Raw genomic sequence first — 25523 nt, forward strand, 5'->3', positions numbered from 1 at the left:
ACGGCACCGGGACGCGCATCCGTTGGTGGGGCCGCGCGCCCGCCTGGAGCGCGTCCGATCTTAGGTCTGCCTGGCATCGTGACGTCCAGCGTCCTGCCATCAGCCGCCCGGTGCCGATTGTGGTCTGGCGCACACAGACTACGCGCGCCAATTGACATCTTTCCGGACGCAATCTTAGATAGATAGTTCAGCCCGTCCCGACTGGCAAAGCCTGCTCGCAGCCCTCATCACGGGCGCTCGTCCGACCTGCGGTGCGTTCACGTCACCGTTTCGCGCATTCCAGTGCTCTTGATCGATCAGGAGGCAATGCGTATGGAAAAGCCGTCAGATGAGAATCGCCGCTCCAGAACTTCCGGCGATGAGTCCGATTCCCGCGTCGAACAGGGCCCGCATCCACAAAAGCTGATCCTCACCACGCTCGGCGCAATGGTGGTTCTGGTGGGCAGCGGTGCCTACTGGTGGCTGACCTTTTCGCATCGCGTGCCGGATGCGCATTGCCTTGTGCCAGGCATCGAGTGCGTTCAGAAGCTCGTCGCGGTGATGGAGGAGGTCAGCGACGTCGATCGCACCGCCAGCATGGGCGAGAGCTGGGCGCTTGCGCTGCTGGTCACGGCCTTTACGTTCGTCGTGTTCTATGTGCACATTTGCCGTGCGGAAGAAGAGCGGGCGCGGACTGTCGCGGAGCGTAAATCCGAAGAGAAGAAGCGAATCGCGCAAGAGCAGGGCGAATCGGCTCCCGACATCATCTCCCGCTCGAAAGGCGTGGTCGACGGCCAGTACGATCCGTCGATCGAAGAGATTGCAGCGGAGGTCGAGTGATGAGCACTTCCATCGATGCGATGCTGGCCGACCTGGAGATCATCAGCGCGCTGGTGATGTCCATCGTGGTGCCGACGAAAAACACCGACGGGTCGAATTTCACGACCCCGATCTCGCTGATGGTCAGGCACCATCTGGTCGGCGGGCGCTCGCCGCTTGCCGATCGCGACGTGCGCGGTCTCGTCGACAGGCTCAAGGACTGCGCCGGCGCGCTGTGCAAGGTCGGATCGGGCAAGAAACTGCTCGCCGACCCGCAGTTGATGCAGGGCATTCCAGCCGCGCCTTATCAGGCGAATCAGTTCTATGTCGAGTTGCTAACCGCGGTATCGCTCGGCCTTTACTTCCTCGGCGTGCCGATCGGCGAGCCGTGGGATCTCGTGCAGACCTGGGCCGACGAGGAGGGCGGCGGACTGCCGAACGGCATCTGCGTGGCGAAGGCGATCGGCGACATCGTGCGCTCGTCGCGCAAGTGGCATCCCACGCTGCCGGCGCAAGCCGATGTGAACGAGCGCGCCAGGCGCAGGGCGTCGACGGATCCGATCGTCCATTCGTTCTTACCAATGATCCTGTTTCGCGATCTGATCCTGTGGGGCGGAGGGCAGCCGGAACCGCACAATTCGGGGCTGCCGGAGCATCCGTCGATTCGCAGCCAGACGGCGACCGGACCCACCGAAGGGGACGAGTCGGATGAGCGGTCGCTGCTCGTACCGTCGATCCATGCGTTGGGGCGCTGTTACGAAGTGTTGCAACTACAACTGTATCTACGGGCCGGTTATCCGATTTACTATGCGGTGCCAGAGGACATCCTGAGGGCCGAAATACTGCGCTCGTGCGCGGCGGGAAAATCGACCGAGGACTGCTGGGAAGACATGTGCGCGTTCCTGCGGGAAAAGATCTTCCGCGGCAAGCTGCCCGACGCCGCCACTCTGCAGAAGCAGTGCGTCTACGTGATCGAGCGGACCAAGCCGCCCGCGTGCTTCATCAATCACGATGCGGGGCTCCTGACCTTCGAAGGCATCGATCTCGACGGGGCAAATCGGGAGCTGCCGCTGCCGGCGAGCTACATGCTCGACGAGCGCAGAGAGCGCTACCGCAAGAGAGTACTTTCGTTCAAGCCGGCGGATGACGAAGCTCCGCTGAGGAATCTGTTGAACGGGGCAAGGAACAAGGAACTTTTCAGGCATATCTTTCACGGCTCGAAAGACAATCATCCCGACCCGGCTCACGGCAACGATGCCGCCAACGATGCCGCGGAGGACGCCGTCACGGTGAGGTGACGACGCACTGGGACTCGGGAACGGGAAATGCTAGCATTTTTCACGTTACTCCGACGCGGATCGCATATGGCGAAGCGATCCGCGCCCATTACCCGGCGCGGCGCGCCGTGCGTTGGCTGTTTCGTTGCAACGCCAGCAGGCAACTCCACAGTCAAACCTAGCAGGAAGGCACCATGGACAGGAATCGTGCAGAAGGTACAGCGAAGGAACTGAAGGGCTCCGTCAAGGAAGCGATCGGCAAGGTCACCGGGAATCGCGCGAAGCAGGCCGAAGGAGCGGCCGAAAAAATAGCCGGCAGGATACAGGCGCGAATCGGCGAACAAGCTGAAGAGGTACGAGAGCGTGTGAAGAGTTAGCGCGCCGCGGATTCACGTACTCCCCGCTTCATCTGCCCGGTTTCGGGCGCATTACTTCCGGTACGCAAGCCGTGCGCTGACGCACCGGTGCGTAGCGCCACGCACGTCGTCGGTGCCCGTCACGTCGCGCCCTCGCTCGCGCGGCGCTCGACACACGCGTCGCATCGATTTCTGATACGGTCAAAAGTCAGCCAGCGCGCTGTTTGCGCCGGACCGCATCGCCCATTCGAGGACGCTTCATGCTGGGATTCGACGTCGGCGCGGCCAGGAAAGTCTGGACCGCGTTTCTGATTGCGCTGCTGTTTCTGGTCATCTATTTCGCGTCGACGACAGTGCTCGTCGTCGTGTTCGCGGTGTTCTTCAGCTATCTGATGTTCCCGATGGTGGCGCTGGTCGAACGCGTGAGGCCGCGCCGCGTGCCGCGCGTCGCGTCGATCGCGTTCGTGTTCGTCGTCGTGGTCGGGCTGATCGCGGTGGTCGGTTCGGTGTTCGGCGTGGAACTGCAGGATCAGGCAACGCGTCTCGTCACGCAGTTGCCCGCACTGCTGCGCACCGGCGTGCCGAACCGTCTGCCACTGCCGCATTTTCTCGAACCGCTGCGCGAGCGGATCGTCGATTTCGTGCGCAGCCAGATCGAGACGGGCTCCGACAAAGCCGTGCCGTTGGCGCGCAGCCTCGGGCTCGGTGTCGTCCATGCGGCGAGCAACCTGATCTATCTGGTGCTGATTCCGATCCTGAGCTTCCTGCTGATCAAGGATGGCGAACGGATGCGCGACGCGTTTCTCGCGTTGCTGAACAAGCGGCATCGCGTGCTGTGGAACGAGATCGTCGACGATCTGAATGTGCTGCTGTCGAAGTACGTGCGCGCGCTGCTGTTTTTGTCGCTCGCCACGCTGTTTAGCTACGGCGTCGCGTTCTCGCTGCTCCGCGTGCCATACGCGTTTCTGCTCGCGGTCAGCGCGGGGCTGCTCGAATTCGTGCCGTTCGCGGGGCCGCTTGTCGCGGTGGCGATCACGCTCGTGGTCGCGGTGTTCAGCGGCTACCCGCATCTGTTGTGGCTGGTGATTTTTATCGGCCTGTATCGGCTGTTTCAGGACTACGTGCTCAACCCGTATCTGATGAGCGAGGGCGTCGAGGTCAGTCCGTTTCTGGTGATCGTCGGACTGCTCGCGGGCGACCAGCTTGGCGGCGTCGCGGGGATTTTTCTCGCGGTGCCCGTGATCGCGACACTGAAAATCGTGATCGGCCGGGCGCGCGTGTTTTACTCGTCGTCGCACGAGCAGGGCGAAGCCGCGCGGCGCGCGCTGACGGGCAGCAACGACGACGAAGCGTAGCGCGCGGTTTTTGTTGTTGTTCGAAGTACGCCGCACCGCTCATGCCGCGCGCCACGCGGGCGCACGCTCAGTCGTCGATCGTTTCGTGGACCGCGACCGCGCCCTGTTTCCAGTAGCTGGCCGCGCGAATCCGCGCCCTGTCGACGCCGCGCTCGCCGCACAGATGCTGACGCACCGCGCGGATCGTCGCGGCTTCGCCGGCGGCCCACACGTAGCCTTCACCGTTCTCTGGCAGCGAGGTGTCGCGCACCGCTTGCAACAGCGCTTCGCCGCGCGTGCCGGTGTGGATGTCGGCCTGGCTGCGATAGCACCAGACGAGGTGCAGCCCGGCCTGGGTCGTGAACTCGAGGCGCGCCGACGGATCGGCGACTTCGATCATCGCGGTAACGCGCGTGCCGGCCGGCAACTCTTCGAGACGCCGCGCGATCGCGGGCAGCGCAGTATCGTCGCCGATCAGCAGATGCCAATCGAAGCCGGTCGGAATCATCAGCGAGCCGCGCGGGCCGCCGACGCCCAGATACTGACCCACCTTCGCCTGTGCGGCCCACGTCGCGGCCGGACCCGCATCGTGCATCGCGAACTCGATGTCGAGCTCGCGGGCGTCGCGATCGAAACGGCGCGGCGTGAAATCGCGCGCGGTCGGCCGCTTGCCTTCCGGGAACACCGGGCCGTCAGGGCCGGCTTGCGGCAGCGCCGGTTGGTCGGCGCCGGGCTCGGGGAAAAAGACCTTGATGTGGTCGTCGAACGACGCGGAGACGAAGTCGTGCAGATCGTCGCCGGTAAAGGTCACGCGAATCAGGTGCGGCGTCAGCGCGCGCACCCGCTTGACCTGCAGCAGACGAAACTTCAACGGATGCCGCACGCGATGCACGGCGAGATCGGGGCGCTTGGATTGTTCTTGCATCAGGGTGGTGCTCCGGTTCGTTTCGGGAGGACGCGCGGGTTGTCTGGTGGACGAGCGCGCGCTGTCAGGCGGTGGGCTCGCTGTCGTTGCCGGCCTTTGCGGCGTCGTCGTGGCCGGCTTCGATTTCGTTGGCCGCGCGCATCAGGATCGCCGCGATGCGGCGCTGCTCGTCGGCCGGCGCGTTGTCTCGGCGCAGCAGCGCGTTCTTCAGTGTGCGGCGCGCTTCGTTCAGCTCGGGCACCCAGCCACCTTCGCTGACATCGGCCGGCGCTTCGCCGGCAAACGCGCGCCGCACCGAATCCATCTTGCGTGCGATCTGCGACAGTCGCGCGAGCATCAGCTCGACGCGCTCGCGGTTCGCGGCCAGATATTCGCGGCCCGCATCCGCCAGCTGATAGCGCTTGCGATTGCCTTCGAGCTGCACGGTCACGTAGCCGAGCTCCTCGAGATAGGTCAGCGCCGGGTAGACCATGCCGGGGCTCGGGCTGTAGAAGCCGTTGGAGCGCGTTTCGAGTGCCTTGATCAGCTCGTAGCCGTGACTCGGCTGCGTGTCGATCAACGACAGCAAGAGCAGTTGCAGATCGTCGGAGCTGAATTTGCGGCCGCGCGGGAAGCCTTCTCGGTCGCCGCCGAAGCCGCCCGGAGCGCCGCCGAAACCACCGTAACCGCCCACGCCGCCGGGACCGCCATGACCGCCATGACCGCCATGACCGCCGAAGCGTGAGCCGCGGCCGCCGAAGCGCCGCTCGTGATGGCGGCCGAACGAGTGAAGCAACACGTGGAGCAGGAAGCGGTGCCGGGTATCGGGCGATACGGAGGCGGCAGGGCCGAAGCCGGCGTGACAACGCTCGCGCTCGCCGCGTGCGCTGGAAAAATGATGAGGATGACGCATCTCGGTGCCGGTGAATGTCGTAAGATGCATCTTAAGATATATATCTTAAGATAGTCTGTCAAACGCTTTTTTGCGCTGCGTCACGCAGCGACAGACACAGACGACATCAAGTGGGCGGCGCGGCGGCACGCGCGTTAACTGACGCGGGGTACGCGGTGCGCGCCGTGTTGCGCGACCAAAGCAAGGCGGCACCGTGATCGGACGGTGCTGGAGGAACTGCTGAGCCGCTTCAATGCGCGCCCGCCGCATCCGGCCCGCCGCCGCCCTTGGCCGGCCGCGTGATCCAGATCAGCGGAATGATCAGCACGAAGATGATCGCCGAGACAAAGAAGACGTCGTTCAGGCCCATCATCGCGGCCTGCGTGCTCACGGTGAAATCGAAGAGCGCATTCGCCGATTGCGTATTGAGATGCAGCACCGACTGCGTGGTGTCGATCTGCTGCGCGAACAACGGATTGTCGATCGACGCCTGCTCGGTGAGCCGCGCATGATGCAGTATCGTGCGGTTGTTCCATGCGGTACCCGCGATCGACGTGCCCACCGCGCCGCAGAACACCCGCACGAAATTCGACAGCCCCGCCGCCGCAGGAATCCGGCCCTGCGGCTGGCCGGACAGGATGATCGCCGTCAGCGGCACGAAGAACAGCGCCATTGGAATACCTTGCAGCAGCGTCGGCAGCACGAGGTGCCACGTGTCGATCTCGATCACGTACTTCGAGCGCATGTAGAACACGATCGCGAAGCCGACGAACGCAACCGTCGAGATCACGCGCGCGTCCGAGCGCGGCAGCACGCGGCCGAGCACCGGCGCAAGAATGATCGCGAAGATGCCGAGCGGCGCGGTGACGAGACCGGCATCGACCGAGCGGTAGTTCAGATACTCCTGCATCCATTGCGGCAGCAGCACGAGGTTGCCGAAAAACACGCCGTATGCAATCGAAATCGCAATCGTGCCGCCGAGGAAGTTGCGCTGCTGAAAGAGCCGCAGATCGACGATCGGATGCTCCTCGGTCAGCTCCCATACGAGGAAAAACGCGAAGCTGATCAACGCGACGAGGCCGAGAATCGAGATGACCGGCGACGAGAACCAGTCGAGGTCTTTGCCTTTGTCGAGCATGATTTGCAGAGACGCGACCCATGTGATCAGCAGACCGAGGCCGACCACGTCGATCGGCGGACGGCGCGTCGGCGATTCACGGGTGCGGTAGATCATCCACGTGACGCTGGCCGCGAACACGCCGACCGGAATGTTGATGTAGAAGATCCAGGACCAGCTGTAACTATCCGTGATCCAGCCGCCCAGCAGCGGGCCGGCGATCGGGCCGACGGTGGCGGTCATCGCCCACAGCGCGAGCGCGGTCGACGATTTCTCTTTCGGATACGAGCCGAGCAGGATCGCTTGCGACAGCGGAATCAGCGGGCCGGCCACCGCGCCCTGGAAAACCCGCGCGAGCAGCAGGATAGGCAGCGTCGGCGCGATGCCGCACAGCCACGAGGCGAGCACGAAACCGAGAATCGCGCCGACGAACAGCTTGACCTGACCGATGCGCTGCGTCAGCCAGCCGGTCAGCGGAATCGCCACGGCGTTGGCCGCCGCGAACACGGTGATGACCCACGTGCCTTCGTCGACCGACACGCCGAGGTTGCCGGAAATGGTCGGAATCGCGACGTTCGCAATCGACGTGTCGAGCACGTTCATGAACGTGGCGAGCGCGACCGCGAACGTCGCGAGAACCAGTCGGCCGCCTTCGAGAGGCGCGGGCGGCGAGGGTGGCGCGGGAGGCTGAGGCGGCGGCGACGCGGAATCAGGCGCGGCGTTAGGCTGGCTCAAACGGTGTTCTCCGGATGTGTTGCAGCGGACAGCGCGGACGGTGTGGGGACGAACGGCGAGGACGCGCGATTCGCAATGCATGGTAAGCGCGGGGTGCCGCGCACAACGCGCCCCTGCGGCGGGCCCTCGATGCGCAAAAGCATACCTGCAATCGCCGGCCGGCGTCGGTCACAGCCGCAGCACATGCCGCTTCCGCCGACGCGAACGCGGCACGCGGCGTATGCTCGCGGCTAAGGCTGAGTCGCCCGGGCCGGAAACACGAAACTACGGAAAAAAGGACACCACCATGAGCTGGCAGCAATTCGAACACGGCTGGCGGCGTGCGCCGCAAAACGCATCGCAGCGTACGTCGAACGACCCGCGCGCCACGAGCCTCGTCGTGCTGATGCACGGCGTCGGCAGCAACGCACGCGATCTGATGCCGCTCGCCGACGTCTGGAGCGAGGACCTGCCCGGCACGGCGTTCGTGTCGCTCGATGGCACCGATCCGTTCGACGGCGGCTTCGGCGGCCGCCAGTGGTTCAGCCTGCGCGATGTCAACGAGGCGAACCGCGAGGCGCGCGTCGCCACCGCCTATCAGGCGCTGCGCCGCGTGCTCGATGCCGAACTCGCGCATTGGCAGTTGTCTTTCGACCGGCTTGCGCTCGTCGGCTTCTCGCAAGGCTCGATGATGGCGCTGCATCACGTCGCGTCGAGCGCGGAGGGCGCGGCCGGCGTCGTGGCGTATTCGGGGCGGCTCGCCTCGCCGATCGTGTCGTCGAACCGCGCGACGCCGCTCACGCTGGTCCACGGCGAGGACGACCAGGTGATCCCGGTGCGCGAACTCGAATTCGCGGCCGACGCCCTCCACGAGGCCGGCTATCCGGTCGACGCCTACGTGCTGCCCGGCGTCGGCCACACCATCACTGCCGACGGCATCGCGCTCGGCCGTACCGCGCTGGAACGCGCCTTGGGCGCGCTGTCGCGCGGTTGACACAACCTCAATAGAAAGTCGGCCTAAAGATTCTGATGGGCTTGCCGTCATATGGGCAATAGCTTGAAAATCACCCCGCCGCGCGGGAAGCGCAACGCCCCGCCGGGCGTGTCGCGCGGCTTCGGGGCACCGGGGGCGCATTTCCAGACCGCCCAGACGGCGGATAACGACACATCAGAGCCTATGGCCAGACCGACGCCGCATTACCCGCTCTTCGAGCGACTGTTCCGCCATTCCGTGGCGGTGGATCTCGGCACGGCCAACACGCTTATCTATACCGACGACGGCGGCATCGTGCTGAACCAGCCATCCGTCGTGTGCTTCGAGAAGCAGCCCGCGAGCGGCGCGAAACGCATCGCCGCGATCGGCGCCGAGGCGCGCCAGCTGCTCGGCCGCGTGCCGCTCAATCTCGAAGCGGTGCGGCCGATGCGCCACGGCGTCATCGCCAATTTCTCCGCCGCCGAACACATGATCAAGCAATTCGTCGACATGGCGCGGCCGCGCTCGCTGTTCAGCCGGCGCGCGGCATTCACGCTGTGCGTGCCGGGCTCGGCGACCCATGTCGAGCGCCGCGCGATCCGCGAAGCGGCCGAGGCGGCCGGCGCGTGGAAGGTCAGCCTGATCGGCGAATCGCTCGCATCCGCGCTCGGCGCGGGCCTGCCGGTGCGCGACGCGACCGGCTCGATGGTGGTGGACATCGGCGGCGGCACCACCGAGGTCGGCGTGCTCGCGCTGGGCGGCACCGTGTATAGCGGCTCGGTGCGCGTCGGCGGCGACAATTTCGACGCGGCGATCGTCAGCTACGTGCGCAATCTGTACGGCGTGCTGCTCGGTGAGCAGACCGCCGAGCATGTGAAGAGAAACATCGGCTCGGCCGTGCACGACGTGCCGCTCGAGCAGATGAACGCGACCGGCCGCAGCGTCGACGACGGCCTGCCGCGCACGGTGCAACTGAGCAATCGCGATATCGCCGAGGCGATCGAAGGGCCGCTGCGTCAGGTGATCGGCGCGGTCAAGCGCGGGCTCGAAATGGCGCCCGCCGAACTCGTGACGGACATCGCGCACAACGGCATCGTGCTGACCGGTGGCGGTGCGCTGCTCAGCAATCTTGGGCGGCGTTTGAGCGAGGAAATCGGCCTCGACGTGTACGTCGCCGACGAACCGCTGACCTGCGCGGTGCGAGGCGCGGGCGCGGCGGCCGCTGCGGGCTGGGTGGACGAGGTTGGGGGCGCGTGAGCGGTGCGCGTGCCAGCGCTGATCCAGCACGCACCTGAGCATTCGCGCGCCGATGCCGCGCTGTCCGTCTATCACCCGTGAATCAATCCGTTCCCGCTTCGTCGCTGTCGTCATCGCCATCCTTCATCGATCTACGCAGCGGCTTGCGCATGCCTTACGTCGAAGCCGGCGAAGGTGAGTTGCTGCTGTTCGTGCACGGCTCGCTGTGCGACTACCGCTACTGGCAGCCGCAACTGGCTGGTCTATCCAAGCGCTATCGCTGCGTCGCGGTAAGTCTCACGCATTACTGGCCAGTGACCGATAGCGCGACGAACCTGCCGTTCAGCTGGAGCGACCACGCGGACGAGGTGGCCGAGTTCATCGCGCGTTTCGGCGCCGGGCCCGCGCATGTGGTCGGGCATTCGCGTGGCGGCTGCGTCGCCTATCATTTCGCGCGACGCCGTCCCGAACACGTGCGTACGCTGACGCTCGCCGATCCCGGCGGCCCGCTGCGGATCGCCGGACGTCCACCCGCGAGCCTGCCCGAGACGGTCAACGCATTACGCGCGAAAGCGGCGCAGCTGATCGAAAGCGGCGAGGTCGAAGCGGACTTGCAACTGTTCGTCGATTCGGTGAGCCGCCCCGGCTTCTGGGCGATGAGCACGCCGGGTTTTCGCCGCATGGCGACCGACAACGCGCACACGCTCGCGCGGCAATTCCACGATCCGCTGCCCGCGTACGTGCCGGAGGACGCGGCCGACCTGCGCTGCCCGGTGCTGCTGATCGACGGCGAGAAGAGTCCCGACATGTTCCACCGCACGGTGACGGCGCTGCAGGGATGGTTGCCGGATGCGCGTCGCGAAACGGTACGCGGTGCGTCGCACGGCATGAACCTCGCGCATCCGTCCGCGTTCAATCGTTACGTCGATGAATTCATTCAGGCGATCAGCGCGCGCTAAAGCAGTGAAGCGGATCGCCCGTTGACCGCGTCAGGCCTTGCGATGAGCGTCCTTGTCGAGCGCGAGTTCGGCCGCCTCGCCGACGAGCCCGTGATAGTACAGATGCACGCCGATCGCGAGCGAGTCGTTGCGAATTTCGTGGAACGCCTTCCACGCCCTCACCGGTTCCTTGAACAGCAGATAGTGAGCTTCCTGCGCGATCAGATCCGCGACCTCATGCAGGCCGTGTCCATGCAGCACGTCGACCAGCGTGTCGAGGCTGCGATGCGTGCGCGCGTCGGTGCGCGGATACAGCATGTGCAGCACCGCGACGTCCTGCGCCTTCAGCGCCGCCGACAACGCGACGACGATATCCTGATGATTGAGCGCGGTGACGGAATGGTCTTCGGTATGGACGTGATCCGGAAACAGCGTTTCGAGAGAGGCATTCATTTGTGTCGTTCCTGCTTTTCTGTGTGATCAAAAAAGCCCGCTTCGAATCGCGGGCCGCAAGCATCAATGCACGGACTCAGTATCGCAGATGGATCCAAACGGGCGCAGTGTGCCGGCAGCAAAACATTGTTGCAGCCGGTGTTCTGACTTTCATGCAACTTTCATCGGGTTCGATGCACGCATGCGTAACGCTGAAGGGGAGCAAGCGCCGCGAGCCGACAACGAATGTTGCGCACACCGACATGGATTGTTGCCATCAATCGACGCAATCAACGACACGTCGCCCCGTAGAATGCGCAGCGGAGCCTGAGCATGCCCGTACTTCTTCGAGAGCGCCGTTGTCGCGCCTCGCAGTACGGCCGCGAGGCATGCCGGCAAGTGTGCGGTATCAAGCAAAAGGAAGACGTAGATGAATTCGAAGTCACACGCAACGCTGAGCTTCTCAGACAGCGACCAGACCATCGATCTGCCGATCTATCAGGGCTCGCTGGGCCCCGACGTCATCGACATCCGCAAGCTGTACGGTCAGACCGGCAAATTCACGTACGACCCGGGCTTCATGTCGACGGCGGCGTGCAACTCCGAAATCACGTATATCGACGGCGACAAGGGCGAGCTGCTATACCGCGGCTATCCAATCGACAACCTCGCGCAGAACGCCGACTTCCTCGAAACCTGCTATCTGTTGCTGAAGGGCGAACTGCCCAACGCGCAGCAGAAAGCCGAGTTCGTGAACACCGTCACGCAGCACACGATGGTGCACGAGCAGATGCATTTCTTCTTCCGCGGCTTCCGTCGCGACGCGCACCCGATGGCGATTCTGGTTGCCGCGGTCGGCGCGCTGTCGGCCTTCTATCACGACTCGCTCGACATCACGAACCAGCAGCATCGCGACGTATCGGCGATCCGCATGATCGCGAAGCTGCCCACGCTGGTCGCGATGGCCTACAAGTACAGCGTCGGCCAGCCGTTCGTGTATCCGAAGAACGATCTGTCGTACAGCGCGAACTTCATGCGCATGATGTTCTCGAACCCGTGCGAAGAGTACGTGGTCAACGACGTGCTGGTGCGCGCGCTCGACCGCATCCTGATCCTGCACGCGGATCACGAGCAGAACGCGTCGACGTCGACCGTGCGTCTCGCCGGTTCGTCGGGGGCCAATCCGTTCGCGTGTATCGCGGCGGGTATCGCGTGTCTGTGGGGCCCGGCGCACGGCGGTGCGAACGAAGCCGCGCTGAACATGCTGGAAGAAATCGGCTCCGTCGACAACATTCCTGAGTTCATCAAGCAGGTGAAGGACAAGAACTCGGGCGTGAAGCTGATGGGCTTCGGCCACCGAGTGTACAAGAACTACGACCCGCGCGCGAAGCTGATGCGCGAAACCTGCTACGAAGTGCTCGAGGAGCTGGGTCTGCACGACGACCCGCTGTTCAAGCTGGCAATGGAACTCGAAAAGATCGCGCTCGAAGACGAATACTTCGTGTCGCGCAAGCTGTACCCGAACGTCGACTTCTACTCGGGTATCGTGCAGCGCGCGCTGGGCATCCCGACGTCGATGTTCACGTGTATCTTCGCGATGGCACGTACGGTCGGCTGGATTGCGCAGTGGAACGAAATGATCGCCGATCCCGAACAGAAGATTGGTCGTCCGCGTCAGCTGTTCATCGGCGATACGCTGCGTGAAGCGAAGCCGATCGCGAAGCGGTAACAGGCCGGATAGACGCCCGATAACGCATTGATTCGAGCGCCCCGACCCACGGCTCACGAGGCCGTGGGTTTTTTGCGTCCCGCGCCATGCTGCCTGCATGTCCCGTGCCACCGAAAACGCCGTAAAAAACGGCAGAAAAAGTCGAAACTCCGATGCGATAAGTTCGTCTCACGCGCACAGAGCCTCTACAATCGGATGCGCCGGGCATCCGGGTGCCGCGCCACCCGGCGGCAAATCCCAGGCGAGACCCGAAGTGCAACTGAACACAGCAGCGAATCCATAGGAGCGAGCGACCTTGATACAGCAGCCAGAAGCCCTCGGCGGGCTGACCCACTCGGGCGGTGTCGATCATCGCGACGCCGAGCAGGACGGCGTCTTCATCCCGACGGAAAACCTCAACGTCGCGAGCGCCACGCAGCACGTGCTCAAGTCGGGCGACACCTTCATCGTCAACGATCCGCTCGGCGACATCACCGGCCACGACGATGGCCTGTTCGTCAACGACACCCGTGTGATGTCGCAACTGCGCCTGACCTTCGGCGGCCGCGCGCCGTCGCTGCTGTCGGGCAGCGTCAGCAGCGACAACACCACTTTCACCGCGCACCTGACCAACCGCCCGCTGCCGCCGCTCGGCGGCAGCAGCACGCCCGAAGGCGTGATCCACGTCGAACGCGTGCGCGTGCTGTCGGGTACCGTGCTCAACGAGGCGATCGAACTCACGAACTACGGCACCAGCGATGCGACCGTGCCGCTATCCATTTCGTTTTCCAGCGATTTCCGCGACATGTTCGAAGTGCGCGGCCTGAAGCGCGACAAACAGGGGCGCATCCAGCCCGCGCGGATCGAGAATCAGGAGGTGCTGCTCGGCTATGTCGGTCTCGACGACGTGGCGCGCAACGTGCAGATCGCGTTCTCGCCGCAGCCGGACAAGCTGTTCGCCGACCGCGCCGACTACACCGTCACGCTGCCCGCGCAGGCCTGCGTGTCGATCTATCTGTCGGTGGCGGTGCACGTCGTGCCGATGACTGGCAAGCCCGGCGCCGGCGTGTCGCAGCCGGTGCATGCGCTGAGCGAAGCGCACATGTCGCAGATCGACGCCGAGCGGCCGCGTGTCGGCCGCGCGGCGGTACGCGCAGCATTGGTCGACGCGCATCTGGTGATGCGCGAGCGACGCCGCGTGAGCGCGCGCGTGCGTTCCAGCAACCCGCTGTTCAACGCGTGGATCGATCGCTCGTTCGCCGACCTCGGCCTGCTGACGACGGATCTCGCCACCGGCCCGTACCCGTATGCGGGCATCCCGTGGTTTTCGACCCCGTTCGGCCGCGACGCGGTGATCACGTCGCTGCAGACGCTGTGGGTGCAGCCGCATCTCGCGGCCGGTGTGCTGCGCTTTCTCGCTGAGCACCAGGCGCGCGAGAATTCGCCGTTTCGCGACGCCGCGCCGGGCAAGATCATGCACGAGATGCGCAAGGGCGAAATGGCCGCGGCCGGCGAAGTGCCGTTCGCGCTGTACTACGGCGGCGTCGACACCACGCCGCTTTTCATCGTGCTGGCTGGCGCCTACGCGGCGCGCACCGGCGACCTCGCGATGATCGACGAATTGTGGCCGGCGCTCGAACGCGCGGCGCAATGGGTCGCGGGCGTATGCGACAAGAACCGTCATGGGCTGCTCGATTATCAGCGCGAATCCGATGGCGGCCTGGCGAATCAGGGCTGGAAGGACAGTCACGATTCGGTGTTCCATGCGGACGGGCGCTTCCCCGACGGGCCGATCGCGCTCGTCGAAGTGCAGGCCTATGCGAGCGCCGCCTTCGACACGATGGCTCACTACGCGAAGCTGCGCGGCCTGCGCGACGAGGCCGCGCAATACGCGGAGCGGGCGAAGAAGATCCGCCGCTGCGTCGAGGACAAGTACTGGATGGACGAGGTCGGCTTTTACGGCATCGCGCTCGACGGTCATGGTGAGCTGTGCCGCGTGATGGCATCGAATGCGGGGCATCTGCTGGCGTTCGGTCTACCCACGCGCGAGCGCGGCGAAGCGGTGGTGCGGGCGCTCGACTCGACGCTGTTTCATACCGGCTGGGGCGTGCGCACGCTGGCCGCGAGCCAGGCGCGCTTCAATCCGATGGCGTATCACAACGGCTCGGTCTGGCCGCACGACAACGCGCTATGCGCGCGCGGGCTGTCTCGCTACGGCGGCAAGCCGTCGGCCGTGAAGCTGCTGCAGGCGCTGTTTCAGGCCGCGGTCAATTTCGACATGCGTTTGCCCGAACTGTTCTGCGGCTTCCCGAGACGCCGCGGCGAGCCGCCCACCGCCTATCCGGTCGCGTGCTTGCCACAGGCATGGGCGGCGGGCTCGCCGTTCATGATGCTCGAGGCATGTCTAGGCATCACGATCGATGCCGAGCGCCGCGAGGTGCTGATCGAACAGCCGATGCTGCCCGAAGGTATCGACTGGCTGGAGGTTAGCGATCTGCGGGTCGGGGATGCGTCGGTGTCGATTACGTTCCGCCGGATTGGCGACAAGGTGGTGGCGTCGGCGGAGCAGGGCGATGTGAGGGTGGTGGCGTTGCTTTGACGCTGCGCGCGTTGGCGGCACGTTATCTGCTTGCCGGCACAGTCGATACATCCGGTGACGAGTCAGGCGGCTTGATGGTGGTGCCGGGACTTTTACCCTCACATCTGGGAGGACGGGTGCATTCAGCACGACGACTTGGGGTATGGCTGCTATCCACGGCGGCGTTGGGTTCAACCGCGGTATGGGCGAACGACATTCAGTGTGCAAGCACGCAGCAACCCGCTGAGCGCGTCATTTGCGATCACGCGATCCTGAACAACGAGTACGACGATATCTTCGCGCAGCAACAGGCTCTGCTGCGCAGCGGCAAACTTTCGGCTGCACAGCTAGTCCAGTGGCGGCAAGCGCGAAACGCCTGTGTCGACGTGCACTGCGTGGATGGCGTGTTTGCGCAGTGGAAGACGATGGCCCGGTCTGTCGACACGGTTCCTCAGGCGGCCGCGCCTGTCCTCCCGGCTTCGGAAACGGCGATGGCGCCGGTCGGTCCCCATCCGGACGCGCCTCCTGTTGCATCCGCACCTGAAGCGTCGCAGGCCTTTCAGGCCTCGCCGACATCGGAGGCTTCTCTGGTACGCCAAGGCAGCGCCGCAGGCGTTGCGCTTCCGCAGCCGGTTGCGCCGGAGGCGTCTGCGCCCGTGGCTGCGTCGGCGGCTCCGGGCGAGCGCGAATCCCGTGGCATGGCGGGCACGAGTGGCGGCCTGATCGTAGGCCTGCTCGTCGCGATCGGAGCCGGTGCGTTCTTCGCGCTTCGCAACCGCGGCAGAGCGACCGCAAAAAAGATGCAAGGCAAGGACGTGCGATAAACAGCGTGTTCGAAAACTGAGCCGTCGCGCACATTCGCTGCGTTGCAACGCGACCACCCGGTGGTAACATTTGTTGTCATTTCCCACCCCGGCGCCGCCCGACCTCGACATGCCAGACAGCTTCGACCAGCTCGTCGCCCTGATCCGGGCGCGCTTTCCCGAACTGAGCCCGCAGTTCCAGATGGGAGCGGGCTTCCTGCTCGATCACCCCGACGAGGTCGCGGTGTCGTCGATGCGCAAAGTGGCCGAGCGCGCGCAGGTGCAGCCCGCGTCGCTGGTGCGGCTGTCGCAGCAATTGGGTTTTCCCGGCTGGAACGAATTGCGCGATCTGTTCGTCGCGCGGGTGCGCACGCGGCCCGAGCCGTTGACGAGCCGGGCGCGCTCGATGGTCAAATCGAAAGATGCGCTCGCCAACAATCTGCTCGTCGCGCAGCAGCACAATCTAGAAACGACCGCCGCGCATAACGGCCGTGTGATCGTCGAGGCGGCGCGGGTGTTGCGGCGCGCGCCGCACGTGCACGTGGCGGGCTTCCGATCGTGCTTCCCGGTGGCGTTCGGCCTCGTCTATGGCTACCGGCTGTTTCGTTCTTCGGTGTCGCTGCTCAACGGCGAGGCCGGCACGCTCGAAATGCAGCTGCGCACGATCGAGCGCGACAGCGCGACCGTCGTCATCAGCTTTGCGCCGTATTCGATCGAAGCCGCGCGCGTCGCCGAGGCCGCGCTCGAAAAAGGCAGCAAGCTGATCGCAATCACCGACAGCGCGGTGTCGCCGATCGCGCTGAACGCCGACAAGGTGCTGATCTTCTCGCACGAAAGCCCATCGTTCTTTCCCTCGCTGGTGGCCGCCACCGCGATCGCCGAGGCACTGGTCGCGCATCTGCTCGCGCTCGAAGGCGCGGACGCGCTCGAGCGACTCGCGCTCGCCGAGCAATCGCTGCATGCGAAGGGCGCGTACGTGCCTTGAGCGTTGGCGCAAGCGCGCCGCGCTCGATCCGGTGCGGTTCGACATCATTTGACAACAAATGTTGTATTGACGTATAAACACGTACCGATTGTTGAATATGGGTGCGAGCCGTGGCGTCGTTGCAGACGTTCGACACATTCATCCCGTGTGCGCCGCCCGATCCGGTCCGCGCTTCGGAGCGTGCCGCCATCACCAGGAACTGAACACCATGTCCACCGTTTTCCATCGTTCTCCGAAGCACTCGTTGCCGGTGGCCGTCGCGGGCGACGGCATTGAAATCATCGACTCCATGGGCAAGCGCTATATCGACGCGTCGGGCGGCGCCGCCGTGTCGTGCCTCGGCCACAGCAACCAGCGCGTGATCGACGCGATCAAGCGGCAAGCGCAACAACTGCCGTACGCGCACACGTCGTTCTTCACGACGGAGCCGGCCGAGCAACTGGCCGACCGGCTCGTCGCGAGCGCGCCGGCCGGACTCGAACACGTGTACTTCGTGTCGGGTGGCTCGGAGGCGATCGAGGCGGCACTGAAGCTCGCGCGCCAGTACTTCGTCGAGAAGGGCGAGACGCAGCGGCGTCATTTCATCGCGCGTCGGCAGAGCTATCACGGCAACACGCTCGGCGCGCTGGCGATCGGCGGCAATGCATGGCGCCGCGAACCGTTTCTGCCGGTCCTGATCGAAGCGCATCACGTGAGCCCGTGCTACGCGTATCGCGAGCAGCGCGCCGACGAAACCGAAGAAGCATTCGCGCAGCGTCTCGCCGATGAACTCGAACAGAAGATTCTCGAACTCGGTGCGGATACGGTCGCGGCGTTCGTTGCGGAAACGGTGGTCGGCGCCACGGCGGGCGCGGTGCCGCCGGTGCGCGAATACTTTCGCAAGATTCGCGCGGTCTGCGATCGCTACGGGGTCCTGCTGATTCTCGATGAGATCATGTCGGGCATGGGCCGGACCGGCTATCTGTTCGCGTGTGAAGAGGACGGCGTGGCACCCGATATGCTGACCATCGCCAAAGGCCTTGGCGCGGGTTATCAGCCGATTGGCGCGACGCTGGTCAGCGAGCGCATCTATCAGACGATCGTCGGCGGCTCGGGCTTCTTCCAGCATGGCCATACCTACATCGGCCATGCGACCGCGTGCGCGGCGGCGCTCGAGGTGCAGCGCGTGATCGCGGAAGACGGGCTGCTGGCGAATGTGCAGGCGCGCGGCGAGCAATTGCGCGGCCGGTTGCGCGAGCACTATGCGCAGCATCCGCATATCGGCGACGTGCGCGGGCGAGGGCTGTTCGTCGGCGTCGAGCTGGTGAAGGATCGCGCTAGCAAAGAGCCGTTCGACGCCCAACTGAAACTGCACGCGGCGATCAAACGCGAAGCGTTCGCGCGCGGCCTGATGGTGTATCCGATGGGCGGCACCGTCGACGGCAAGCGCGGCGACCATGTGCTGCTCGCGCCGCCGTTCATCTGCACGGCGCGCGACATCGACGAGATCGTCAGCCGCCTGAGCGATGCGATCGGCGCGTCGCTCGCCGCCCTGTGACATTCGACCGACCGCCCTTTACGAGAACGATGATGACCGAGCGCTTGCCTCACTTCGACATGTCCGCCGCCACGCCCGAACAGAAGGCAGTGCTCGACGAAATCCTGTCTGGCCCGCGTGGCAACCTGAACGGGCCGTTCCTTGGCTGGATTCACAGCCCGGAACTCGCGCAGCACGCGCAGCGCCTCGGCGCGTTTTGCCGCTACCAGACCGGCCTGCCGCTGCGGCTGTCGGAACTCGCGATTCTGGTGACCGCTTCGCGCTGGCAGGCGCAGGCGGAGTGGCACATCCACTATCCGATCGCGCTGCAGGCGGGCATCGGCGAAGCGGATGCCGAGACGATCCGCCAGGGGCGCCGCCCTGATTTCGCCGAGGCCGACGACGCGTTGATCTACGACTTCACGAGCGAGCTATACGAGACGAAGCGGGTGTCGGACGCGACGTACGCGCAGGCGGTCGAGCGTTTCGGCCATCAGGTTATGATCAACCTGGTCGGCCTGCTCGGCTACTACGCGCTGGTCGCGATGACGCTGAACGTGTTCGACATGCGTGCATTGGAACAGCAAAGTTTGCCGTTTCCCGAATAGCATGCTGACAAACGCGCGGCTGCGCAGCCGCGCTACGCGCTAATGAAAAGCCCCGGTTGCCGAACTTCGCAACCGGGGCTTTTTACTGCGTACTGCATTAACTGCTAGCGCGCTCAGTTACCACGCTCAGTTACCGCGATACGTCGAGAACAGGCGTTGCTGCACCGTCGCGGGTGCGCCCGCGTCCGACGAACTGGCCTTCGCGCCGCCGAGATCCTGCGAACCTTGCGCCGATGCGGTGACGATCGTCGAGTCCTGGGGCACGGCCTTCGGATACGTGGTGTCGTTCTGGTTCAGGAGGCCTGCTTTTTGCGCGGCGACCAGGTCGGCGCGCACCTGAGCGCGCGTAACCGGCCCGTTTGCCTGCTGGGCGAACGACACTGCCGGAACGATAAGAGCGGATGCGACGACGACTGCGGAAAGAAGCGATTTCATGATGACCTCCGGTTTGTTTAGTGACTGGATCGGTGTAAACCCGTTTCCCGACTGGTTGAACGCAGTCTATTTCTTACGAGGCTCGCAAAAAAGCGGCATTCCGGAGAAATATTATTGCCAATTTTGAGATAACGAGGAAGGGCGCTTTTTCGCGCCGGCACCCGGAAGCGCCTATGATGAAATCCGGTCCCCGCCCGCGCCTGAACGCCGCGCGACACCAGCGACCGATGCCCGCGCGCGGACACATCCGGGCGGACCGCCGCGGCGGGCATCATGTTCGGTCGAGCAGAGTGCGCGGCCAGGCACAAACAGGAGAGCGCAATGAAGCGCAAGGCATCGGCAGTCTGGCAAGGCGGCCTGCAGAACGGCAAGGGCTCGATTTCCACCGACAGCGGCGTCCTGAAGGACACCCAATACTCGTTCTCGACGCGCTTCGCGGACGGCGTCGGCACGAATCCGGAAGAGCTGATCGCGGCTGCGCATGCGGGGTGTTTCTCAATGGCGTTGTCGGCGGAACTAGGCAAGGCCAACATCACGCCGGAGCGGATCGGCACCACGGCCACCGTCACGCTCGACAAGGACGGCGGCGGCTTCGCGATCACCGCGGTGCATCTCGACGTGACCGTGAAAATTCCGGGCGGTGACAAGGCCGCGTTCGACAAGGCTACCGCGGACGCGAAGGCGGGTTGCCCGGTGTCGAAGGTGCTGAATGCGACGATTACGATGGATGCGAAGCTCGAAACCTGAACCTCCGCAGTCACGGTCATCGCGCAACCAGGCCGGCGCAGGGCTCTGCCCACCGCCGGCTTTTTCATGACGGTTGTCGAATGCACGCATGACCCTAACGCACATAGGGCTATGGGGAGCCATTCTTGTATTATTGAATGACCAGTCATAATATGGACGAACTGACACCAACGAAGTAACAAGGTCATCGCAAGTGAGTCATTCAAAGCAAGCCGCGAAAAAACCCGGCGAAACATGTCAACGCGGCCGTCCGCGCGAGTTCGACACGGACGCCGTGCTGGCGAGCGCGAGCCAAGTATTCTGGGACCACGGCTATCACGCGACGTCGATCGACGACCTATGCAAGGCCACCGGTCTGCTGCGCGGCAGCCTGTACGGTGTATTCGGCGACAAGCACGGCATCATGCTTGCCGCACTGGATCACTACTCGGAAGGCGCGGTCGCGCGGCTTGCGCAGCGATTGAGCGCGTCCGCCGACCCCGAGCAGGCGCTGCGCGACGCCCTACTGCATTACGCACGAGTCGCCTGCGCGCTGAGCGGCCAGCGCAGCTGCTTCATCACCAATACGACGCTGGAAATGCAGCACGATGACGAAGTGCTGCGCGCGCGCGTCGCCGCGATTCAGCGTCGCATGGCGACGCTGCTCGCGGCGGCGGTGATTCGCGGTCAGGCGAGCGGCGCATTCGATTCGACGCTCGACGAAAAAGCCGCTGGCGATTTCCTGCTGTGCGTGATGCAGGGCTTGCGGGTCCTGGGGCGGGTCGCGCATCAGGAGGATGCGCTGACCGGTATCGTCGATGTCGCGATGCGCGCGCTGGTGTAGCGCCTGACGGCGCATTTTTTTTAGTTAATTTTTGAACGATCGGTCATGAAAACGCAAGCGATCAAGTCCGCTCAGGCGGCATTCGGTGGATCCGCCAGCCGCGCGGCGAGCGCAGCCGGGGTCGTGCCCGGTCCCGGCCCGGCGATGGCAGGCATGGCTGTCGCCGCCCAGGCGGCGTCGCCGCGCCAGGCGCTCGCGCTCGCCGTGCTATTCGTTGGCGCCTTTCTCGCGCCGCTCGATTACTTCATCGTCAATCTCGCGTTGCCGTCGATTCGCACCGGCCTCAACGCGAGCGACGCGCAACTGCAGCTCGTCGTGTCGGCTTATGCGTCCGCCTACGCGGTGCTGCTGATCACGGGCGGCCGGCTCGGCGATCTGTTCGGCCGCCGTCGCATGTTCATGACGGGCATGGCGGCTTTCGTGATCGCGTCGGCGCTGTGCGGCTTCGCGACGAGCGGCCACGTGCTCGTGATCTCGCGCATCATGCAAGGCATCGCGGCCGCGGTGATGGCGCCGCAGGTGCTCGCGACGATTCGCGCGGTCGTGCCGTTGCATCAGCAGACGCGCGTGATGAGCCTGTATGGCTTCGTGTTCGGGCTGTCGTCGATCGTCGGGCAACTCGGCGGCGGCGCGCTGATCACGTATCGCCCGTTCGGGCTCGACTGGCGCGTGATCTTCCTGATCAACATCCCGATCGGCATCGCGGCGTTCATCGGCACATGGAAGTTCGTGCCGGAGAACCAGCCGGCCACGCATACGGGCGTCGATCTGAAGGGCGTCGCGTTATTGTCCGCGCTGCTGTTGCTCGTCATCTATCCGATGACGCACGGCCGCGAAGCCGGTTGGCCGGCGTGGACGTTCGCGATGTTCGCGCTCGCGGTGCCGGTGTTCGCGCTGTTCGTCGCGACCGAGCGGCGCGTCGAGCGCGGCGGCGGCCATCCTCTCGTCGATCTGCAACTGTTTCGCAATCGCGCGTTCGCGCTCGGTCTCGTGCTTGCGTTCCTGTTCTACTGCAATAGCGCATTCTTCCTGACCTACGGCATCTTCCTGCAAACCGGCCTGCACTGGACGCCGCTCGCGTCGGGCATCGCGATCATGCCGTTCGCGCTCGGCTTCGTGATCGGGCCGCTGAGCTCACCGGCCGTGATCAAGCGCATCGGCGCCCACGTGCTGACGCTCGGCTTCTCGATGATGACGCTAGGCTTCGCCGTGACCGGCTGGTCGGCGACCCGATCCGCAACGCCAGATTTGCTGTTCTACGGCGGGCTGGTTTGCGCGGGTGTCGGACATGGGCTGCTGTTGCCATCGATCATGCGCATCGTGCTGCAGGAGGCGGTGCCCGAGAAGGCCGGGCTTGCATCGGGTGTGGTGTCCTCGACGTTGCAGATCGGCTCCGCGTTCGGCACCGCGGCGATCAGCGGCGCATTCTTCGGAGCGCTCGACGGTAGCGCGGCACCTGCGTCTTATGCGCACGCGTTCCAGCTGAGCCTCGCGATCAATGCCGTGCTGATGTTCGTGTGTATCGGCCTGAGCGTGCTGCTGGTGCGTCATCAACGACGCGCGCGGCACTCAGTCGCGCTCGCAGTTTGAAATTAATTCGTTGGTAATCGTTTTCATTTGTTGGTTCACTGAAAAAATCGTTCGATTTGAACGGAGCGGTATAACGAACTATCCGGCATTTACCGGCGATCTACTCGTTCACAGGTAATTCTGATTTAGGATAAACCGGCTCCTTCGGAATAACCCTTGTGCTTCGTTGCGTCACGTTTTCTAATCAGACGAAACCCCAGCGCATTTCCTACCGGCCTGCAAACGGCCAGCAGTAAGTGTTGCGTATGTGCGGTAGCGCACATAGGTGGAAAGGTCGGGAACTTTAGCCATCAGGCATGGAGGCACGTCCGACTGAAAACGGTATCAATAAAAAGCACTTGCGGCGCTTAAATTCGATTGTTAATCTGTCTTAACTTTTAGAGTGCTGATTCAACAGGGCGAAGTCGATAAACCCAGGCTCAATGACTTAATAACGCTCAAGATAGGGGGACTGAATATGCTGACCGCTACCATTGACGCATTCCAGAGCACATCCGCCGCCTTCAACGCGGGCGACGTCGTCAAACTAAAGGAAGGGGGCCCGCGCATGACCGTCACGTACGCTGGTCCGGTAGCGCTGGACCCCGGCGACTGGCTGATTTGCGAGTGGTTCGACGAACACGGCGAACTGCGCCAGGAAATGTTTGCACCGCAAGCCGTGCGTGCGGAACCGCGCTCCATTCCGGCGGGCTCGGTACAGTGGAGTCGCATCGGGCGCGCTGCCTGAGTGACAGACCTTCACGTCAATCATCCCGTTTATTGTTGTCGGCTTATCGCTCGTATCGATCGAGTCGCCCGAATCGTTTCAGCGCTTGGGTCGGTTGCGGTCGGCCTCGCGTCGCCGCACGCGCAGCATCAGCGCCGATGAAAACGCGCGCATGCTCGACAGCTTGCGTGTCGCCATCACGTCGCTCGCGAGGCTGTCAGCCGGATTGGGCTGCAGCGCCCAATACAGCGCGAGCACCCAGCCGAGCACGGTCCAGCCAAGGCAGGCGTTGAACAGCGCGAGCGTCAGCACGTCGCGACGCTTGCGTCGGTCCGCGATGATCGCCGGCAGAAAATACAGCGCCAGCGCGAACGCCGCGGCGATGGCCTGAACGGCCACGTTGCCACCCATAAAAACTCCTGATGCGTGATGCATGTGGGAATTGTCGCGCGAATGGCCGCTTTGCGCCGCCTCCTTGTGCATTCCCGCTGCGCATCCCATCGCCGCAAGGGGTTCAGCGCTGCACGCATCGGGACTATGATGATCATTTCGACCGAACAGCACCTCACGGACCCGATCATGATCACAGACGATACGACCCGCCAGGCTCAACTCAACCCTGAGACGCTACGAGAATTCGTCGAGCGCAAGTGGGACGACGAGATCGTGCCCGCGCTGACGGACTACATCGCGGTGCCGGCCAAGAGTCCGGCGTTCGATCCGGACTGGGCAAAGCACGGTTATCTGGAGCGCGTGATCACCGACGCCGCGCACTGGGCCGAGCAGCAACCGGTGCGCGGCCTGAAGCTCGAGGTGGTCCGCCTGCCGGGCCGCACGCCGGTGATCTTCTTCGAGACGGCCGCGACGCGCTCGGGCAGCGACGAAACCATCGTGCTGTACGGCCATCTCGACAAGCAGCCCGAGTTCGACGGCTGGCGCCACGACCTCGGTCCGTGGACGCCGAAGTTCGAAGACGGCAAGCTCTACGGGCGCGGCGGCGCGGACGACGGCTACGCGATCTACGCGAGCCTGACGGCGCTTGCCGCGCTCGATGCGCAGGGGGTCGAGCGTCCGCGCTGCGTCGGGCTGATCGAAACCTGCGAGGAGTCGGGCAGCTACGATCTATTGCCCTACGTCGACGCGCTGCGCGAGCGGCTCGGTAACGTCGGGCTCGTCGTGTGTCTGGACTCGGGCGCGGGCAATTACGATCAGCTGTGGCTGACCACGTCGCTGCGCGGGCTCGTCGGCGGCGATCTCGAAGTGCAGGTGCTCGACGAAGGGATTCACTCGGGCGTCTACGGCGGCATCGTACCGTCGAGCTTCCGCATCATGCGGCAGCTGTTCGACCGTCTGGAAGACTCCGCGAACGGCTCGCTGCTGCCGAAGGGCTTCCACTGCCCGGTGCCGGCCGATCGTCTGCGCGAAGCGGAGGCCGCCGCAAAAATCCTCGGCGATGACGTCTGGAAGAAAATGCCGTGGGCGTGCGGCCAGGACGGCCGCCAGGTGTTGCCCACTACGACCGATCCGCGCGAGGCGCTGCTCAATTCGACGTGGCGTCCGTCGCTGTCGGTGACGGGCGCGGCTGGCTTGCCCGCGCTCGCCGACGCCGGCAATGTGCTGCGTCCGCGCACGGCGTTCAAGCTGTCGCTGCGTCTGCCGCCGACCATCGAAGCGGACAAGGCGGTCGCCGAACTGAAGGCGCTGCTCGAATTCGATCCGCCGTACAACGCGAAGGTCACGTTCAAGCCGGATGCGGGCGGGGCGAGCGGCTGGAGCGCGCCGGAGGTCGCGCCTTGGCTGGCCACCGCGCTCAACGACGCATCGCGTCGGCACTTCGGCGCCGACGCCGCCTACATGGGGCTTGGCGGCACGATCCCGTTGATGAACGTGCTCAAGGCGGGCTTCCCGAAGTCGCAGTTCATGGTGTGCGGCGTGCTCGGGCCGAAGTCGAACGCGCATGGGCCGAACGAGTTCCTGCACGTGCCGTACGGCAAGAAGCTGACGGCCGCGGTTGCCGAGGTGATCGCCGCGGCGCCTTGAGCTTCGTCCCGCC

The 25523-nt window shown here is 64.6% G+C and carries 24 protein-coding genes; 18 read left to right on the forward strand and 6 right to left on the reverse strand.

The features are described 5' to 3' along the window. Positions 1-312 precede the first annotated feature (312 nt). The 4 genes from F6X42_RS10260 (at position 313) to F6X42_RS10275 (ending at position 3786) form a co-directional block, all read left to right on the forward strand. Positions 313-819, forward strand: a complete 507-nt coding sequence (locus F6X42_RS10260) for a hypothetical protein (RefSeq protein ID WP_246530036.1) — start codon at positions 313-315, stop codon at positions 817-819. Then, positions 819-2096 (forward strand): hypothetical protein, encoded by a 1278-nt coding sequence (locus F6X42_RS10265; RefSeq protein WP_222945540.1) that lies wholly within the window; start codon positions 819-821, stop codon positions 2094-2096. Before F6X42_RS10260 ends, F6X42_RS10265 begins: the two co-directional genes overlap by 1 nt. Before the next feature lie 173 nt (positions 2097-2269). Continuing rightward, a complete protein-coding gene (locus F6X42_RS10270) occupies positions 2270-2452 on the forward strand; it encodes a CsbD family protein (RefSeq protein WP_187634106.1) in 183 nt (60 codons plus the stop codon). Between the two features lie 239 nt (positions 2453-2691). After that, positions 2692-3786 carry an AI-2E family transporter gene (locus F6X42_RS10275; RefSeq protein ID WP_187634107.1) on the forward strand — a complete coding sequence of 365 codons (1095 nt, stop codon included), beginning with the start codon at positions 2692-2694 and terminating at the stop codon, positions 3784-3786. A gap of 67 nt (positions 3787-3853) precedes the next feature. Here the strand turns inward: F6X42_RS10275 and F6X42_RS10280 are convergent, their stop codons facing one another. From F6X42_RS10280 to F6X42_RS10290, 3 genes are all read right to left on the reverse strand, one after another. Continuing rightward, the gene (locus tag F6X42_RS10280) at positions 3854-4690 is read right to left on the reverse strand and encodes a siderophore-interacting protein (protein WP_187634108.1); all 837 of its coding nucleotides are present in this window, start codon (positions 4688-4690) and stop codon (positions 3854-3856) included. Positions 4691-4754: 64 nt separating this feature from the next. Continuing rightward, positions 4755-5582: a PadR family transcriptional regulator gene (locus F6X42_RS10285; RefSeq protein WP_187634267.1), complete on the reverse strand. Its 828-nt coding sequence runs from the start codon at positions 5580-5582 to the stop codon at positions 4755-4757. Between the two features lie 229 nt (positions 5583-5811). Next, positions 5812-7413 carry a DHA2 family efflux MFS transporter permease subunit gene (locus F6X42_RS10290; RefSeq protein ID WP_187634109.1) on the reverse strand — a complete coding sequence of 534 codons (1602 nt, stop codon included), beginning with the start codon at positions 7411-7413 and terminating at the stop codon, positions 5812-5814. A gap of 286 nt (positions 7414-7699) precedes the next feature. On the opposite strand from F6X42_RS10290, the gene F6X42_RS10295 reads away from it, so the two are divergent. From F6X42_RS10295 to F6X42_RS10305, 3 genes are all read left to right on the forward strand, one after another. Further along, positions 7700-8386 (forward strand): alpha/beta hydrolase, encoded by a 687-nt coding sequence (locus F6X42_RS10295; RefSeq protein WP_187634110.1) that lies wholly within the window; start codon positions 7700-7702, stop codon positions 8384-8386. 183 nt (positions 8387-8569) lie between these two features. Then, positions 8570-9622: a rod shape-determining protein gene (locus F6X42_RS10300; RefSeq protein ID WP_187634111.1), complete on the forward strand. Its 1053-nt coding sequence runs from the start codon at positions 8570-8572 to the stop codon at positions 9620-9622. A 77-nt stretch (positions 9623-9699) separates the two neighbouring features. Continuing rightward, the gene (locus F6X42_RS10305) at positions 9700-10560 is read left to right on the forward strand and encodes an alpha/beta fold hydrolase (RefSeq protein WP_376776344.1); all 861 of its coding nucleotides are present in this window, start codon (positions 9700-9702) and stop codon (positions 10558-10560) included. Between the two features lie 30 nt (positions 10561-10590). On the opposite strand, the gene F6X42_RS10310 is transcribed toward F6X42_RS10305, so the two are convergent. Continuing rightward, a complete protein-coding gene (locus F6X42_RS10310) occupies positions 10591-10992 on the reverse strand; it encodes a hypothetical protein (protein ID WP_187634113.1) in 402 nt (133 codons plus the stop codon). Positions 10993-11401: 409 nt separating this feature from the next. Here F6X42_RS10310 and gltA point away from each other — a divergent pair, with 409 nt between their 5' ends. The 6 genes from gltA to F6X42_RS10340 all read left to right on the forward strand — a co-directional run bounded on the left by gltA (position 11402) and on the right by F6X42_RS10340 (position 19169). Next, entirely contained in the window at positions 11402-12700 is a 1299-nt protein-coding gene (gene gltA / locus F6X42_RS10315; protein WP_187634114.1) for a citrate synthase, read from the forward strand. A gap of 298 nt (positions 12701-12998) precedes the next feature. Beyond that, entirely contained in the window at positions 12999-15278 is a 2280-nt protein-coding gene (locus F6X42_RS10320; protein ID WP_187634268.1) for an amylo-alpha-1,6-glucosidase, read from the forward strand. A 116-nt stretch (positions 15279-15394) separates the two neighbouring features. Then, positions 15395-16081: a lysozyme inhibitor LprI family protein gene (locus F6X42_RS10325; protein WP_187634115.1), complete on the forward strand. Its 687-nt coding sequence runs from the start codon at positions 15395-15397 to the stop codon at positions 16079-16081. Positions 16082-16190: 109 nt separating this feature from the next. After that, positions 16191-17045 (forward strand): MurR/RpiR family transcriptional regulator, encoded by an 855-nt coding sequence (locus F6X42_RS10330; protein WP_187634269.1) that lies wholly within the window; start codon positions 16191-16193, stop codon positions 17043-17045. Between the two features lie 208 nt (positions 17046-17253). After that, positions 17254-18582 carry an aspartate aminotransferase family protein gene (locus F6X42_RS10335; RefSeq protein ID WP_187634116.1) on the forward strand — a complete coding sequence of 443 codons (1329 nt, stop codon included), beginning with the start codon at positions 17254-17256 and terminating at the stop codon, positions 18580-18582. A gap of 32 nt (positions 18583-18614) precedes the next feature. Next, positions 18615-19169: a carboxymuconolactone decarboxylase family protein gene (locus F6X42_RS10340; protein ID WP_187634117.1), complete on the forward strand. Its 555-nt coding sequence runs from the start codon at positions 18615-18617 to the stop codon at positions 19167-19169. Between the two features lie 126 nt (positions 19170-19295). Here the strand turns inward: F6X42_RS10340 and F6X42_RS10345 are convergent, their stop codons facing one another. Beyond that, positions 19296-19604, reverse strand: a complete 309-nt coding sequence (locus tag F6X42_RS10345) for a DUF4148 domain-containing protein (protein WP_187634118.1) — start codon at positions 19602-19604, stop codon at positions 19296-19298. A 321-nt stretch (positions 19605-19925) separates the two neighbouring features. On the opposite strand from F6X42_RS10345, the gene F6X42_RS10350 reads away from it, so the two are divergent. The 4 genes from F6X42_RS10350 (at position 19926) to F6X42_RS10365 (ending at position 23491) form a co-directional block, all read left to right on the forward strand. After that, complete coding sequence (locus F6X42_RS10350) at positions 19926-20351, forward strand: OsmC family protein (RefSeq protein ID WP_187634119.1); 426 nt, start codon at positions 19926-19928, stop codon at positions 20349-20351. A gap of 193 nt (positions 20352-20544) precedes the next feature. Then, positions 20545-21174: a TetR/AcrR family transcriptional regulator gene (locus F6X42_RS10355; protein WP_187634120.1), complete on the forward strand. Its 630-nt coding sequence runs from the start codon at positions 20545-20547 to the stop codon at positions 21172-21174. Between the two features lie 45 nt (positions 21175-21219). Further along, the gene (locus tag F6X42_RS10360) at positions 21220-22764 is read left to right on the forward strand and encodes an MFS transporter (protein WP_187634121.1); all 1545 of its coding nucleotides are present in this window, start codon (positions 21220-21222) and stop codon (positions 22762-22764) included. Positions 22765-23221: 457 nt separating this feature from the next. Beyond that, positions 23222-23491: a YodC family protein gene (locus F6X42_RS10365; RefSeq protein ID WP_187634270.1), complete on the forward strand. Its 270-nt coding sequence runs from the start codon at positions 23222-23224 to the stop codon at positions 23489-23491. 78 nt (positions 23492-23569) lie between these two features. On the opposite strand, the gene F6X42_RS10370 is transcribed toward F6X42_RS10365, so the two are convergent. Next, the gene (locus tag F6X42_RS10370; protein WP_187634122.1) at positions 23570-23881 is read right to left on the reverse strand and encodes a superinfection immunity protein; all 312 of its coding nucleotides are present in this window, start codon (positions 23879-23881) and stop codon (positions 23570-23572) included. 168 nt (positions 23882-24049) lie between these two features. On the opposite strand from F6X42_RS10370, the gene F6X42_RS10375 reads away from it, so the two are divergent. Further along, a complete protein-coding gene (locus tag F6X42_RS10375) occupies positions 24050-25510 on the forward strand; it encodes a M20 family metallopeptidase (RefSeq protein ID WP_187634123.1) in 1461 nt (486 codons plus the stop codon). Positions 25511-25523: the final 13 nt, after the last annotated feature.

The organism is Paraburkholderia podalyriae, from assembly GCF_014397785.1.
In the GTDB taxonomy this organism is placed as follows: Bacteria; Pseudomonadota; Gammaproteobacteria; order Burkholderiales; family Burkholderiaceae; genus Paraburkholderia; species Paraburkholderia podalyriae.